This window comes from Labrenzia sp. THAF191a, assembly GCF_009363335.1.
Lineage (GTDB): Bacteria > Pseudomonadota > Alphaproteobacteria > Rhizobiales > Stappiaceae > Roseibium > Roseibium algicola.
Window position 1 is genome coordinate 1,461,803 of sequence record NZ_CP045333.1, and the last position, 15,365, is coordinate 1,477,167.

Consider the following 15,365-nt stretch of genomic DNA (forward strand, 5'->3'; position numbering starts at 1 on the left):
GGCCTGGAGTGACCTTTGCTCGGCCGTGTCACATCCGCCAGCCTGCATCCCGCCATTGGCATGAAGAAGTCAGGCCGCACCGGCTATCAGAATGGAACGATTGCCCTTAGGTATCCGCCGTTGCTCCGGCTCACGCTTCCGAAACTGCCGGTGTACGCGAGCTTGAAGGAAGTGCCGGAGGCCTTCTGCAGTTCGAGTGCGGCGGAAAGATTCATGACCGTAGTATCGAGTTTGGTCGTGGTTACGAAACTCGGAACACCCGAAGGGGCTTCAGTGAAGCGTGAATGGATGCGGTAGTCGTTGTTGGAAAAGAAGCTGACACCCGTCTTCAGCGAGCCATTTATCCTGTAACCGGGGCTTTCGTGTAACGTGCCCATGACACCAACAGCAGGTGTTGCAGTCAGAATCCAGTCGTTGCTGCCAGATATGGTGAGGTTGGCGGATCCGGCTCCCGTTTCCCGAACGTCGCCGAAGCCTACCCGGGTCGCAGCGACGTCGACCATCGGCACGACGCGGAACGTACCGGTATCGAACGCATAGGACAGCCGGGAGACGATCCCGGCAAATGAGATGATCTGATCACTGCTGGCGGTACCAAAGCCGAGACCGACCTGGCGGTCGGTGTCGTATTGCGCCAGGCCGCCATAGCCACCCAGACTTGCCTCCAGCGCGCCCCAGGTCTTTTCGAACTTTGCGCCGATTGTGTAGCGCATGCCGTCGGATGTGCCTGAATTGTTGGTGGAAAGCTCGCTGGTTTCTACCGTGCCGGCGACACCGACCCGCATGCCGTCGCCGAGTGGCACTTCAAGGCCGCCGGAAAAGCCGTAACTGGTCTCTCCGCCGCCGATCGTTGACGTGGTTTGGCGAATATCGACCCTCTGGCCCTGGACCCGGCCCCAAAGGCAATAGTCGTCGGCGGCTGCAACCGCGACGCCATCGAGCCGGGAAGGGCAGGACAAAAGGGATTCACGGAAATTGTGAAGGCTGCCAATCGCCGCCCCGACCTGTACCAGGTAATGTTCGCCGTGCAGCCGATCCAAGGCTTTCTGGTAGGCCTCGATGCTTTCGATCTTCATCAGCTCCAACTGCAGGTCGTGCATGGCACCGCCGCCGTCAGAGTAGATTGCGTTCATGTTGGCGCCAACATTGCGCTCGTTTTGCGTCCTGAGCTGCGATGTGCCGTCGGGAGCAACGGGTGAGAAGTCGATATACTGGTTGCCGATGGCCACGTCCGTCGCATTGGGAAAGACAAGCGTGTAGTCCACCACAACGGTGTCCCTGGCGGTCAACCCGTTGTTGGTGACACCGCCTGCCGCGGACAGGATTGTCAGGGTCTTGGTCGGGTCGACCAGGTTCAGCGGATTAACCTTCACATTGCCTGAGAGCGTCGCCGTTCCGGAAATGTTGAGCCGGTCGACCGTCGAGGCTTCCGAGTTCATGTCTACGGAAAAGGTCCCGCTGCTGGTCTGGACGAAAATGCCGGTCAGTACCGTTGTCTGGATCGCTCCGGTGCCGCCGGGTGAGAGGTCGCCCTCGTTGGTCAGCGTGTTGCCGGCGCCAAGATTGACGGTTGAAGCACTCTTGAAGAGGCCACCTGACCTGTTGCCGAAGGAATTGGTGCCTCCGCCCAGGTCGACGTCGCCGGTGACCGTTCCATAGTTGACAACAGTGTCGTCGCTGGCAGGCGTATTCAGCGTCGTGTTGATTGCTTTGTCGCCGCCGCTGAGAGCTCCGGTCCCGGTGATGGTGATCGTGTTGGGGCCGGCCACGTCCAGGCCGACGCCATTCCGGCCGCCATAGACCGAACCGGTAATGGTGATGTCGGCGCTTGTACTTGCGCCGCGTGCATAGATACCGTCCTTGCTTGTTCCCAAGACGTCATGTGCGGTGACGGTGGTGGTTCCCGTGCCGTCGTTCTGGGCCCGGATGCCGTAGGTGGCTCCGGAAACTCGGCCGGTCGAGGTTACGGTCAGGTCCGTGCCGGTAAAACTGGTGAGGGCATAGATACCCTCGAAGGCCCCGCCGGTGGCGTTCACTGCGCTGATCGTTGCGGAACCGGTTCCCATGTTCCTCGCGGCAATACCGCTCCCGGTACCGCTCACGGTACCCGAGCTGGTGATGGCGAGGCTCGTACCATGGGCCTCCACATTGATGCCGTTGGCCGTGTTTTTTGGGTGATCACCGTCGAAACCTTCAACATCATAGGTCGTGATCCTGAGCGCGCCGGTGCCGAAGTTTCTGGCAAAGAGCCCTGATAAGGCACCTGAAACCGTACCTGTTGCAGTGATCGTCAGGTCCCCAGCGGAATTGAAGTTCCTGGCCAGAATGCCGGCATTCTTCGCCCCAGCAGCAGTGGTGACCGTGAGAGTTGTATTTCCGGTACCGTCGTTGCGGGCGTAGATGCCCTTTTCCTCGCCAGTAACGGGACCATTTGCGGTGATCGTAATATCCGTCCCGCTGGCCGAATTTCGAACGTATATGCCGTCCTTTGTCCCGCCCGTCACCGTTGCGGTGGTCACTGTCACCTCGCCACTGCCTTCGTTCTTGGTGAATACTCCGTATCGCCCGCCCGACACTCCACCGGTGGCGGTGATCCACATGTTGGTGCCAGTGCTCTCAATCAGGCCATAGATGCCATCGTTTTCGCTGCCCCGGACATCTGCGGCGGTAATGGAGAGGCTTCCGCTCCCTCGGTTCGTCGCAGTAATTCCGTTGCTTTCAGCAGTGACGGTTCCCGTGGCGGAGATGGACAAGTCCGTGCCAAACGCGTTGTCTGCGAAGATGCCATCGACTTCGCTGTCGCCGCTTGCCACAACATCGACAGTTTCGATTGTCAGGGATCCGGAACCGTAATTGCGGGCAACGACTCCTGCCCTTGCATCGTGCTCTGAGCCGGCGCCCGTGACGGTGACTGTACCCGTCGCGCGCACGCTGAGGTCCGTGCCTTCGTTCCATGCGTAAATGCCGCTTCCCGATCCGCCTGAAACGTCGACAGTCGTGACGGACAGTCGGCCAGTGCCGTCATTTCTGGCCTGTATGCCGTTCTTTTCGCCAGAGACCGTACCGGTCGTCGTGATCGTCAGATCGCGGCCGGCCGTTGTGCTGTTGCGCGCATAGATGCCGTCTTTTGTCGCGCTGGTGACGCTGGCTGCAGTGACGGTGATCGACCCGCTCGACCCTGACTCATTGAGCGCATTGATGCCGTGGCCTTTCACGGCATTGACGTCCCCGGTGACATTGATGGTCACCGCCCCTTCGATTGTGCCGTCGTCACCTGTTGACCTGACATCGATGGCGTTTTCTTCGCCCTGGATGAGGCCGCCAGTCGTATTGATGAAGCTGAGGGCGCCGTTCCCGGTCACGGTGATGGCGTTACCGGTGCCGCCGGTTGTGTCGATGGAGGCGCCTGAAGCCATGGTCACGTCGGCATGGTCGGCGTTGATGGTTTGCGTGGTCCTCAGCGTACCCGAGCACAGATAGGTGCCACCGCCAAGCGCGCTGCAGGCGGCGTAGGCCTGGCGCCCCGCATAGCCGAAGACGACGGGGACGGCGAGTGCCGAGGTCAGCATAAGCCGCCTTTGTACTGCGGACTTGGGGAAGGAGCACATGAAACTGGTCTTTCCGGTGACTGCCGGCCTTTGCCGGCCGTCATATCGCGAGTAATCGAAACAGGACAAAACGAATTACTGCTATTCTTGCTCCCGGATTGGTTAATGTTTTGATTCGACATCTTCAAAAACTGTGCTGCAAAAAGAGCAAGATAGATGGTTAATGCGATGCCGGCGGCGAGCTCGGCAGGTTGGAAACGGGAAGCTGATGCCGACTGAGGGCAGGAACCTGCCAGTCGGCAATAGCGAGACCCGGGCTGATGAACCTGCTGGCGTCACCTATTCCATGTCGGGCGGCCTCGTTGGCCTTCTCGCCTCTCTCAAGATCTCGGTTGCCTTTTCGTCCTACCAATCCGGCAAGTTCTATCTGCTTGGCCGCAATCCGGAAGGCGGGCTGATGGTCAATGAGCAGTTTTTCCGGCAAGCCATGGGAATTCATGTCAGTGGCGGAACCATATACCTGGCCACGTTGTCGGAAATCGTGCGGCTGGAAAACGTGCTTGAACCGAACCAGCGGATCAACGACACATTCGATGCCTGTTTCGTGCCGCGCACTGCCCACGTCACCGGTGCCCTTGATGCACATGATCTGGGTATTGACCGTGACGGACGGATCCTTTTCGTAAATACGAGGTTCAACTGTCTGTCGACAATATCCGAGCGACACAGTTTCAGGCCGGTCTGGACGCCGCCCTTCGTAAGCCGGATCGTCGACGAAGACCGCTGCCATCTGAACGGTATGGCGATGAGGGACGGGAGACCGGCCTTTGTCACGGCGGTGAGCCGGTCCGACACGATTGACGGCTGGCGAGACCGGCGCGCCGACGGCGGCGTTTTGGTGGACGTGGAAACCGGCCGGATCGTTTGCCAGGGACTTTCCATGCCGCATTCCCCGCGTTGGTACCGCGACCGGTTGTGGCTCCTGAATTCAGGCACCGGTGAACTCGGGTCGATAATCCCCGCTGACGGCGACAGCCAGGGACGGTTCGAACCGCTCGCCTTCTGCCCCGGTTTCCTGCGCGGGCTTTCCTTCCACGGCCGTTATGCGTTGGTGGGGCTCTCCAAACCACGTTACCAACGTTTCGAGGGCCTGGCGCTCGATGAGCGGCTGAGGGCTGCCGATTCGGAGCCCTGGTGCGGTGTCCAGGTCATCGACCTTGACACCGGCGCCTGTGTGGAATGGTTCCGTATCGACGGTGCCGTCGCCGAGCTCTATGACATCGGCGTCCTCCCCGGTGTCACTTGTCCCATGTCGATTGGCTTCGGAAGCGAGGAATTGATGAACCTTGTTACCGTCGATGTCGAAGACAAGGACACGACAATCAGCCCTTAGCTCGACTTACGCATCAGAGCGCGATCGGTTGACGGATGCAGCATGAACGCATCATGGCGCGGCAACCTCAAAAACTTATTCAATAAAACAGGAATTCTGGTGACCCCGGCGCGATTCGAACGCGCGACCCTCAGATTAGGAATTTAAAGCGAGCCGTACGCCGCCTTATCCGTTAGCTCTATTAACCTCAGAAGTCATCAATTTCCTCTTGATATTCAATTAATTATCGTATAGCGTGCGGTTGTTGCCAATTGCAACCGTTAAACACTTCGTTGCGCCAAAACCGTTTCAAAAACCGTTTCAAAAATCTCAGGTATCATGACATGGCCGATATGCGTATCCTATTGAACGATAAAGCAATTGAACGTCTTATGCCGCCCGATAAGGGACGCTACATTGTCCGGGATACCGAGCTAAAAGGGTTCTTCCTTATGGTCGGAGCCCGAAAAAAGACCTTCATGGTACAGGCGGATCTCCGAAAACTAGGCAAGCGCGCCTCCACGGTTCGTCTCGCCATTGGCGACACGAGGGAGCTCTCCACGCGTGCGGCGAGGTCTGTTGCGAAGGAGTATCTGTCCCAGCTCAGCCGGGGTATTCATCCCAGGAACGGTGAGAAAGCTGCCAAGGCTTCAAACGCTTCTGAGATAACGAACGGCGAAAATAACGAGGCATCCGGCATCACGCTCAAGCAAGCCTGGGCTCGCTACAAGATTGCCATGCAGCGTAAGAACCGGAGCGAGCGCACGATCGAGAGTTATAGGGATCACGTCGAGCGGATCTTTAAGGATTGGCAGGAGATGCCCCTGAAGCAGTTTGGCGATGATCCTGGCCGGGTTGCCGCCAAACATGACGAGATTGGTGAGAAGCACGGTCCCTACATAGCCAATGGCAGCATGCGCACTTTCAGGGCGATCTACAATCACGCTCGAAAGACCAATCGGGAACTGCCTGCAGACAACCCGGTCGACAGCGTGGACTGGAACCATGAGAAACGCCGCGATAGCGGCATGGGTCTCATTGACCTGAAGGAATGGTTTATCGAGGCTGCCCAGCTTGAAAATCCCGTCCGACGCGAGTTTCACCTGTTTACACTGCTGTCCGCGTGCCGGCCGGCCGCGTTAAGAGAAGCGAAACCAGCCCATCTGGATTTTCGCCGCAGGGTGCTTCACATCCCCCGTCCGAAAGGAGGTGCGGATCGTGCCTTTGATATCCCGCTGTCGAGGGAGATGGTCTGTTGCCTCCTGCGATGCATTCGATTTGGTCGGCAGATGCACCCGTATGAGGCCAATGACTGGCTGTTTCCCGCAGACAGTGCCACTGGTCATCTGGTTGAGCACAAGGAAGATCGCGCGACATTGTCGAAATGGGGCAATGAACTGCGCCAGACCTATCGCACCGTGGCGACGCCGGCGGGTGTCTCGGAACTGGACGCAAGGATGTTGATGAATCATTCGGTTCCTGGCGTGAACTCCGGGTACATTACACGGCATAAGCTGCTTGAGGATCATCTACGAGCGCAGCAGCAGTCAATCAGCGATACGATGTTTTCAGTGTTTCGCAACACGTTAAATGAGAACCGTGAAATTCAAGATTGGCTTGGGATCGGTGCGGCACGTCGTCAGCTCCTTCGTGCAAAAGAATATTCTAGACACTCTGAACAGAATGAAATCGTGCGAATGCGCGTTTGGGCCGCTTAGCCAAATAAGTCTAACTGTATTGCATTTTGCGATACAATTCTCTATATATGCAACAAAGGAGACCTGCCATGGCTACCGTTGCCGACCGCAAGGAGCATCCGATATCGATGCGTCTGCCTGAATCGGATGTCGCAATGATCGACCGGGCCGCCAGCCTGCGCGGCCGCTCGCGCACAGACTTCGTGCGCGAGGCTGCCGTGCGCGCTGCCGAAGAGGTGGTTATGGAGTCAGGTCTCATTCGAATGAGCGCGGAGGGTTTCGCCGCTTTCATGGATGTCGTTTCCGCCGATACGGCGCCTATTCCTGAGATGGTGGATCTGGTCCGGCGAGCCGCGCCTTGGGAGACCAGCGGCACTTCGAAGCCGTAATCCACTGTGCTCTCCGCACCGGAGCCGTTGAATGCGGCGCATGTTCTTACCGATTTCTCCTGTGGCAAGCCCGCTCTCGATCATTGGCTGAAGACCCGGGCGCTCTCCAACCAGCAGAAGGGTTTTACGGCTGTCATGGTTGTGCATGATGATGGCCGAGTGGTGGGGTACTATGGGCTCGCGCCGACATCGATCGTGCCCACCGTCATGCCGAGATCGATCCGCACCGGTCAACCGCCTGATCCCGTTCCCTGCCTTCTCCTCGGACAACTCGCAACCGATTTGGCCTGGGCAGGGCAGGGGATCGGCACCGGCCTCGTCAAGCATGCATTGGAGCGCAGCGTTCAGGCGGCTGCTCTCATCGGTGGGCGGGCATTGGTGGTGAACGCTGTCGATAACGAGGCGGCGCAGTTCTGGCAGCGCCGCGGTTTTGTACCTTCCCGCGGCGATCCGTTTGTTCTCTTCCGCTCCACTGCCGCCATTGCGGCGTCACTCGAGGCTGCAAGAGCTTAGTCACCAAGGGGAGTGAAGGTGCACACGGGGCGTGCCAATAGGTACTAAGGCGAGCGAATGGCTCTTAGTGACCGTCGCAGAGAATCGCGATACCCCGAAATAGGCGTACACAGAACGCCCGCACAAGCCGGACGAAAACTTACGACCAAATCTCTAGCGAGATCATCACTGAGATGGAAGCTGGCCGCGTGCGTGAATCGGCGTCACGGATTGACCCCGGTGGTACGTACAATTTCAATAACTTACGACGCCGATCGGCAACGGGGCCTCTTGCCGATTCACAACATTCGCTTAAGGCGGCTATATGATAGGACGAGCGCCGCAGGATAGGCGGGCAGAACTACCTCACTATCATTCGATCGACTTCTCGACAAAGCCGAGCGTATTGGCATTTTCGACCAGCGTCCGCACCTTTGCGCGATCGAGTCCGCCGGGCACTTCTGCTTCGATCTCGAGCCTTAGCCTCACTTCGTTACCTGGTAGCGTCGTGAGCTGTTCGACGATCGCCTCGACAATTTGGTGGATATCCCTTGCCGGCCGTTCCGGCGAGATCATTACGGTGCCGGTAAACCGCGTTGGCTTCCGCTCTGAATGAGGCGAACCGGGAGCCCCGTCCGTTGCTTGCTCTTCGAATTTTTGCGACTTCTCACCAGGCGCCTCCGAACCGCCGGTCAGGCCAGGCTCTGCGGGGGCCGGCCTGTGTGCCTCAGCAACGTCAGACTTCACGATGATGCTATCGCTGTCGATGACCACAACCGCATTGTCGGTTCGTTCGATTGCAAGCCCCAGATAGGCACCTGCATTCTCATCCCATCGCTCGGCGTAGGCGAAGGGTCCGGGCAGCATGCCGCTGACGGCTGCCTGTACGGCCTTAATCAAGACGTCCCGGTTCTTCAGTCGCGGTAGATAGATGTGGCGGTTAAGATACTCCAGCAAATCCTTCAATGACAGGTGTGGTTTGCCGTTCCAGATGTATTTCTGGAGATCGCGATCGAGGCGCGATGGTCCCAGTTCGGTGAGCAGCCCTTCCTCGGCCACGAGCTTTTTGCTCACCCGCGCCAATAGCCCGTCCTGTGCCGGAATCTTGCCCGACATCCACTCGACATCGGCCTGGGCACTCTCCTGCGTCGGATAATGCAGATAGCACCACGCCTCCTTGAGACGCGTCTTTATCGTCTCGGTTGCTTCGGCCAGCTTGGCCTTAGCGAGCGCACTGTCACTCTGGGTGAGGTTGAGCCGATCAGTGTCGCGGACGATCTCGCCCCACGCTAGGGAGGTGCGCACGGCGTCTTTCAGGTTGTCGAGCTGGCGGGCGTCCGCAGCGATAAACACCAGGGTGTTGCGATACACGCGCGGTGCGCTGCCACGCTGCATCAGGATGTCCTTCGCTTCGATCAACGCTTCCGAGGTGTCGCGTCCGTTGTGCGAATGCGCGACCCCCAATACCACGGCCCGCACGCCGCCGGCTTCATCGGGCACCTCGGCCGAGGAGGCTGGCGCGACCTGCCGGGCGTCGAAATGCCCACGATCCGCGAGGCCATTCACATATTTGCCGAGTTCCGCGTCGATCGTCACGTCAACCAACGCCGCTTCGATCTGCGCTGCCTTATCCGCGGCAATTCGGTTGAGGCTGGCCGACATGGAGTACCAGTAGCGGCCAAGATCGGCGTGCATGAACTTGGCCTGGTTGGTCAGCCGCCGAAGTGCGTCTCCAAAAATTGCCGGGCGCTCTCCCGGCTGCACGACTCCAAGATTGATCTGCTTGTCGTCCAAACCGGTATTCTGCTGCTGGTGCGTCGGCGCGGTTCCCATGAAGATCGTTCGGGCGACCCGCCTGGTCGCCGAGTAGCGGTTCAGGTTCGGCGCCGATTGATCGATCTTATAGGGCGTGGACGTTGTGCCATCGACATCACCGGCGATGATCGACTGCCAGCTTACGTCGAGATAGTGCAGCAACTCCGGCTCAATGCGCGGCGAGCTAACCGCGACGCTTCCTGGCATGATCATCACCGACGGGTCGCCGCTCATCCAAAGCTCGTGGACGGCCTGCGCCATCAGACGGAGTACGCCTCGCGTACGTTGGAATTTTTCGAGTGAACCCCAACTCGTGTAGAGTTGATCGAACAACTCGGGATGGATCGGATAAGCCTTCTCCAGCTTGCGGCGGTAGTCTTCGTCCGCGCAGCCCTGCGGGAAATCGTTGGCGTTCTCTCGATAGAGCTTGGCGAACTGCTTCAGCGTGTTGTCACGGTGATGGAATTTGTCGCCGGGGATGTCCTTGAACAGCCGCCGCCGGACGATTTCATAGCTCTCTTCCTGGCTCGCCGGCCGCCACGAGGATTCCACACGGCTGAAGGTCTGCTTGAGGCGCGCTAGCGCTTCCTGGCCCCCTTCGCCACCCACCTCGATCTGCGAGGCGGGTAAGGAGGCGACGAGCAGTGTGCCGGGGCTAGCCTTCACCGCCTCCGTCAGCGACTGAACGAAGGACAAATTCGCATCGAACGACCCCGACGGCAGCCCCTCGACCTTGTAGATCTGCCGGAGGTAGGCGACCCATTCATCGATCAGGATTAGGCTCGGCGCATATTTCTTGAAGAGCGCCTCCAAGAGGTTCGAGCCCGGTGCGATGCCGCTGGCGTCGTTTCCCGCCACCATGGCATAGGCGTCAGCGCCGCCAAGCTGCCAGGCGAGTTCACCCCAGGTCGTTCGGATTTTCCGATCACCCTCGGCGTGGAGCACGTCCTGCGGTCCTCGCGATGTGCCGACGAGCACAGCGCGATTGACGCCCTTCGGCACGCTAAGGCCCTGCTTTTCGAGCAACTGGTCCAGGCCGGAGAGATCCTGGACCGGAGTCGGGCCGCCCATGTGATAGAGGGCCAGCATCGAGTGTGTCTTGCCGCCGCCGAAGTTAGTTTGCAGTTCAACGACGGGATCGCCGCCGCTGCCGGACAGCCGCTTCGCTGCCCCGATCAGCAGCGCGCTCAAACCTTCCGTCAGATAGGTGCGGCTGAAGAACTGGCGCGGGTCGCGATATTCCGGCGGAGCGCTGCCCGAATGCACCTTGGCGAGATCGGCTGCGAATTCGGCCTGCTGGAACTCGCCGGTGGCAACATCCTGGTGCGGCTCGACCACCTCGCGCCACGGCAATAGGCCGGCCACGGTCTCGACCGAGATTTCGAGACGCTGGGTTTTCCGTCGCTCCTCGTTGCGCCGAAGCTCGGTGAACTTCGTGCGCAGAATAGTGTCGCGCATCTTGCCGAGCTGCTCGGCCGTCTCGCCGGCGCTGATCGCCTCCATCAACCGACGCATGGAATCGAGCGCGCGCTCGGCGTCGTCGTAGGTGAAGGTCGCGTTGTGCGATAGCTTGTTCCGAACGTCGCCCAGCTCATTGACCAGCGAGCGTTCGGCACGGCCGAGCACCGCTTTGAACGCCTCGCTCCAGAAGCGATCCATGACGTTGAACAGCGCGGCCTGGTCCCAACCGACCGCGCCGCTGCTGTTAGGACGCAAGTTCGGCAGCTTTTCCAGCACCTGGACTTGCCAGTGCCCCTTTAGCGAGGTTTCGAGCCGCTTTTCGACGAAAGGAATCAGCGCCACCGGCAGCAGTTCCATTCCTTCAAATACATATTGGCGCGTGCTTTTTGCCACGTTCCGTTCCCCCTCAAATATCCAACCGGATCTGACGATCGCCGCGTGCGTCGTGGATGGACGCCGCGGCCTTTGTCAGCTCAGTCCAATCGGCGATCAGGGCGTTGTAGGCCGTGGCCTCCTTCGCATCCTTCCGCTTGTTTGCGCTGATGTCGTAGAGGCAGTAGGCGAGATCCTTCACCGCCACGGCCTGGGTGCTGATCTTCTTCAAAAGGACGGCGGTATCGTGGGAGATACCGTCCTTCTCGTGCAGGCGGATCAAATGCTGGAGACACTCCCACACCGTCAGGTGTCTGTCCTCTTCCGGATCCCAATCCTTGTCGAGTTCGTCACGGGCGAGGATGCGGACCTTGCCGGCGGCGCTATCTATGATCCCGGCGTGCTTGACGCTTTCGACCGCGATACCGCGCGCACGGGCAAGGTTGTCAGCCACACCATAGTCCCCCTTGCCTTTCCCGTGCTGCTCGAACCAGGTGATGGCGAACCGGGTGTCCGCGTCGAACTCACCCTGGATGCCCCCTAGGTACTCGTCGAGTTCTTTGTTGATGAGCTGAAGCGCGGTTTTCACGCTCATCGGATTGTCGTCTGACTCCAGCACAGTCTTGTAGCGCGAGAACACGCCCATGCCGGGGCCGATGGCTGATTGTGGCATATCCGCCGGCGCGATGTTGGCGGCCTGAAGCTCGGAGATCGATGGCGGCAGCTCGCGCTTCAATGCACGGATGAACTCAGCGCGTGTAATGCTTTCTGCCGTGGTTTCCTTCTTTCGACAAACGAGGACGACGGAGTTGGCAAGAGCATTGGTCCCCGAGGCGATCATGCGGTTCGCCATTTCGGTACGCATCGGCCAAGTACCAACGACAGCGTAGCCGGCTTCGACTACTGCTTGCAGAAAGGTGGCCCAACCTGTCGAGCTGATGCCCTCTTGATCAATCTCGCTCTGCTTGAATGCGTAATAAATCGTCGCCGGAAACGCATCCGATGATTGGGCCGCCATATTCGCGATTGCACGGCTCATCCCATCAAGGAAAAAGCGTTCGGCAGACTCGCGCCCCCCATGCCGATACGGCGTTGCTACCAGCTCCTCGGCCTTGGGCGTGGCGAGAACGGAAAAGACCTCTGGATATACCTTCTGGATATTTGGCTTCATCCAGCAGTAGAAAAAGTCCGACAAATCCGCATAGCCAATATTGTCATAATAGGGCGGATCGCACGAAATAACGGTCCCCGCTGGGTATTCGGCGGTCTGCGCGTCCTGATTACACTCGATACCCGGTGAAAATGGTAGAAACCGGTCCAAAACCTTGGAAACCGTTGTCGCGCTCACGAGAAAATCGCCAGCAGCACTTGCAAATGGATTGGCCTCGAAAAAATCCCACGACATGGGAATAGCCTGCCGACTGAACATATTCTTTAGCTGCGTCTTGTCCGCTGCCCACCGGCAGATCGTGTTGCAGCTGTCGGCAAGTCTGCTACCCGCCAATCCAAGATAGACGCTTACTGCCTCAGCATAGGCTTGGGCTCCGCTACCGCCATCGCGCAAAGGTACGCCATCGTTCTGGAGTCCGACGGCCAAACCATCGACCTCAATTTGTTCCCGTGCTTCCTGTACCAGATCGCTGAAAGTGTTCAGAGCCACCAACTGGCGATCAGTGAACAAGTCGCCGAAAGTCGCTAGGCCGTAGTCCACCGTCCAGAAATTGCGAGGATCGTTCGGGAGTTTGGTTACCGGTTCCCATACAGGCTTTGCCGACAGGGCGATTGTTTCGTGCATCTCCGTAGGCGCGACATAGGCTCTGCTGCGATTACCTTCCGCAACAATGGCGATCAGCGTTTGGCCCATTTTGCCGGCACGCCCATTACTCTTCACATAGTCAGGAGTGATTGCAGCATCTGACATAAGGCAGCGGAAATTCGCGCCGCGACCTGCCTTGGTCCCCTCCTTGGCCGCCGCGATCTCGGCTTTGGTTCCGCCATGCCTGACCCGATAGGAAATGGACTTCGCCTGCTTATCGACGATGGGCTCGACCCACGCCTCCTTGCCGGTCTTAGTGCTGAGCAGGAAGCTCGATGCGATTGGTACCGCAACATTCGAGAACGCTGGATCGGGACTTGGCACCGTGCGCGCCCAGATCCAACCAATCACTGTCGCCCTGGCCCCCCCATATCCCTTCGTCAGTTCAATCTGCGGATAGAGATGCCCGATGCGTTCCCATGCCTTCTTGCGCATCCACTCGCCGTAATATTTGACGTCCTCCGCTAGACCCTCGGCGTTACGATAGAACTGCCGGTCCTTCGCGCCCCGATGGACCGGCTCCTTGTCCTTGAACTTCGGCGGGATCTCGATCATCGCCTTGCCGATCATCACCGCGACCGGGTTCAGATCAGACCCATAGGCGGGCAGACCGAGACGCTGCGCCTCCAGCGGGATTGACCCGCCGCCCGAAAACGGGTCATAGACTGGCGGCAACTCGCCGCCGCAGCTCTTGCGGATTTCGACACGGGCCCGTTTCAGCACCTTCTCGTTAGTCGAGTTCTCCCACTTCACCAGGTCCTCGATGATGGCGAAGAGCCGCTTGCGCTCAATCTCGACCGCTACGTCCTCCAGCGTCGGCTCTGGTGAAACCGCCGCCGTCCCCTGCGCCGAAGCCTTGCTCTTCTCCCAAGCAGCAAGGCGCTCCGGTAGTTCCGCTTCCGCCTGAGCACGGAGTGAGGAGTTGGCGAGCAGTTCTTCGGCGTGAGACGAAGGGTCATCAACCAGCTGGGCAAAAAGAACAGCTCGACACGCAGCTAACGGCCGCCGCGCCCACCACAGATGCAGCGTTGACGGATGGCCATGCCTGATCGACTTCTCGCGCGCAGAGGCCGCATTGATCGCTTCGAGCGGAATGGCGACTTCGATGAGTTTCTTTTTGTAAGCTGTCACAGTTCCACCTCGATCCAATCGAAATCAGGAAACGGCTCGCCCGGATGCCGAAGCCTTAGCTCGCCCATCAAGGAACCGTCCGAAAAAACACTGCCGTAAAATGTCCCGCCATCCAGATCGGCGGGCGTGTCTCGCCGCTCCGATGGTTCCAGCGCCATCAACTCTGAAGCACCAGCCGGCTGTACCGCCGAACTCAGAGCGCGCAGGACTTTCAGATCAAGGCCGACAAGTTCGATGTCGATGCCATCCCGGAACCAGGGGAAAGGCCAAAACGGCCAGTCTCGGAATTCACGCCAGAATTTGCGGCTAGACAGGTCGGGATACCTCGGCGCCACAGACGCGATGCTGACAGCATATTGGCGTCCACCCACGGATAGAAGAGGAAACTCGTATCGCCGCGGCTCCTCTTCGTCTTCCCGAAGCCGAGTAGCCGCGTCGTCCAATCCCATCAGCGATAGCCACGAGGAATAATTAGCCCGGCGAACCGCGTCGCGGGGGAATTCGACAGGATTTTCAGAGATCTCCGGTTCAGGGTCGACGAAAGCGATAAGCGATGTCTCGCCGGAAGTATCTCCGGTTTCACGTAGGAAGGTGCCGATCGCAAAGCTCTTGATTGGCTGGGGGGTGATATATTTGTCCCAACCGTCGAGCTGGGTCAGTCCCTCCCTCAGGGCGCCTTTGATTGGCGGTTTCCGTCCAGGAGTCGAGAACCCACCCTTGCACTCGGCGAGCACCCATTCCTGTCGTGCGTTTTCGGCGATGAAGTCTGGTGCCTTCGTCTTGTCTGCTGGCCATTGCCTATTTTGCGTGGTGGCGCGTTTCCTCCATTCGGTTTCAAAGCGACCGACATAGGCGTAGCCGGTGTCCTCCAGGAACAGTAGAGCCATACCTTGTGCAATCCGACCGGCTAAGCCAGTGCCGGCGAAGTCAGCATAGAAATTTGACATGCCCTCGTTCAGGCACCATTCGCTCGCGTCCCAATCGAACAGGTGACCGTTTTCGAGAAGAAACCCGGTAGCCCCTACCCACCGAATTGGCGCGGACGGCCACCGCAAGCAATCAGCCTTCTTGACCGCGTGGGCGAGACGCCAAGCACTGAAATTCACGGTGCCCGATGCTTTCGGTAGCGGTCGTGTACGACCGTGGGGCTTCTCCACCTTGGCCTTCGCCAATTCATGGACGGGGAGGTTGCTGTGCCCGTTAAACGCCTGAAGGACCCGTTTGGAAACGCCACCCCAACGAGCCATGTGGTCGAGCGGCAACGCCATAGCG

Annotated in this window: 8 protein-coding genes; 4 read left to right on the forward strand and 4 right to left on the reverse strand. The window is 59.1% G+C overall.

The window, feature by feature from the left end; translation table 11 throughout:
* Positions 1 to 86: 86 nt before the first annotated feature.
* The gene (locus tag FIV05_RS06790) at positions 87 to 3,569 is read right to left on the reverse strand and encodes an autotransporter outer membrane beta-barrel domain-containing protein (RefSeq protein ID WP_173013790.1); all 3,483 of its coding nucleotides are present in this window, start codon (positions 3,567 to 3,569) and stop codon (positions 87 to 89) included.
* Positions 3,570 to 3,816: 247 nt separating this feature from the next.
* Between FIV05_RS06790 and FIV05_RS06795 the strand changes: the two genes are divergently transcribed.
* From FIV05_RS06795 to FIV05_RS06810, 4 genes are all read left to right on the forward strand, one after another.
* The gene (locus FIV05_RS06795; protein WP_209009884.1) at positions 3,817 to 4,941 is read left to right on the forward strand and encodes a TIGR03032 family protein; all 1,125 of its coding nucleotides are present in this window, start codon (positions 3,817 to 3,819) and stop codon (positions 4,939 to 4,941) included.
* 323 nt (positions 4,942 to 5,264) lie between these two features.
* Entirely contained in the window at positions 5,265 to 6,638 is a 1,374-nt protein-coding gene (locus FIV05_RS06800) for an integrase family protein (RefSeq protein ID WP_152505127.1), read from the forward strand.
* 68 nt (positions 6,639 to 6,706) lie between these two features.
* A complete protein-coding gene (locus FIV05_RS06805) occupies positions 6,707 to 7,006 on the forward strand; it encodes a DUF1778 domain-containing protein (RefSeq protein ID WP_152505128.1) in 300 nt (99 codons plus the stop codon).
* Positions 7,007 to 7,012: 6 nt separating this feature from the next.
* The gene (locus FIV05_RS06810; protein WP_152505129.1) at positions 7,013 to 7,519 is read left to right on the forward strand and encodes a GNAT family N-acetyltransferase; all 507 of its coding nucleotides are present in this window, start codon (positions 7,013 to 7,015) and stop codon (positions 7,517 to 7,519) included.
* A 351-nt stretch (positions 7,520 to 7,870) separates the two neighbouring features.
* On the opposite strand, the gene FIV05_RS06815 is transcribed toward FIV05_RS06810, so the two are convergent.
* The 3 genes from FIV05_RS06815 to FIV05_RS06825 are packed head-to-tail and all read right to left on the reverse strand — an operon-like array spanning position 7,871 to position 15,361.
* Positions 7,871 to 11,167, reverse strand: coding sequence for a DUF499 domain-containing protein (locus tag FIV05_RS06815; RefSeq protein WP_152505130.1), 3,297 nt, complete (start codon positions 11,165 to 11,167; stop codon positions 7,871 to 7,873).
* Between the two features lie 13 nt (positions 11,168 to 11,180).
* Complete coding sequence (locus FIV05_RS06820) at positions 11,181 to 14,093, reverse strand: DUF1156 domain-containing protein (protein WP_152505131.1); 2,913 nt, start codon at positions 14,091 to 14,093, stop codon at positions 11,181 to 11,183.
* The gene (locus tag FIV05_RS06825; RefSeq protein WP_152505132.1) at positions 14,090 to 15,361 is read right to left on the reverse strand and encodes a hypothetical protein; all 1,272 of its coding nucleotides are present in this window, start codon (positions 15,359 to 15,361) and stop codon (positions 14,090 to 14,092) included. The genes FIV05_RS06820 and FIV05_RS06825 overlap by 4 nt, the downstream gene beginning before the upstream one ends.
* Positions 15,362 to 15,365 lie beyond the last annotated feature (4 nt).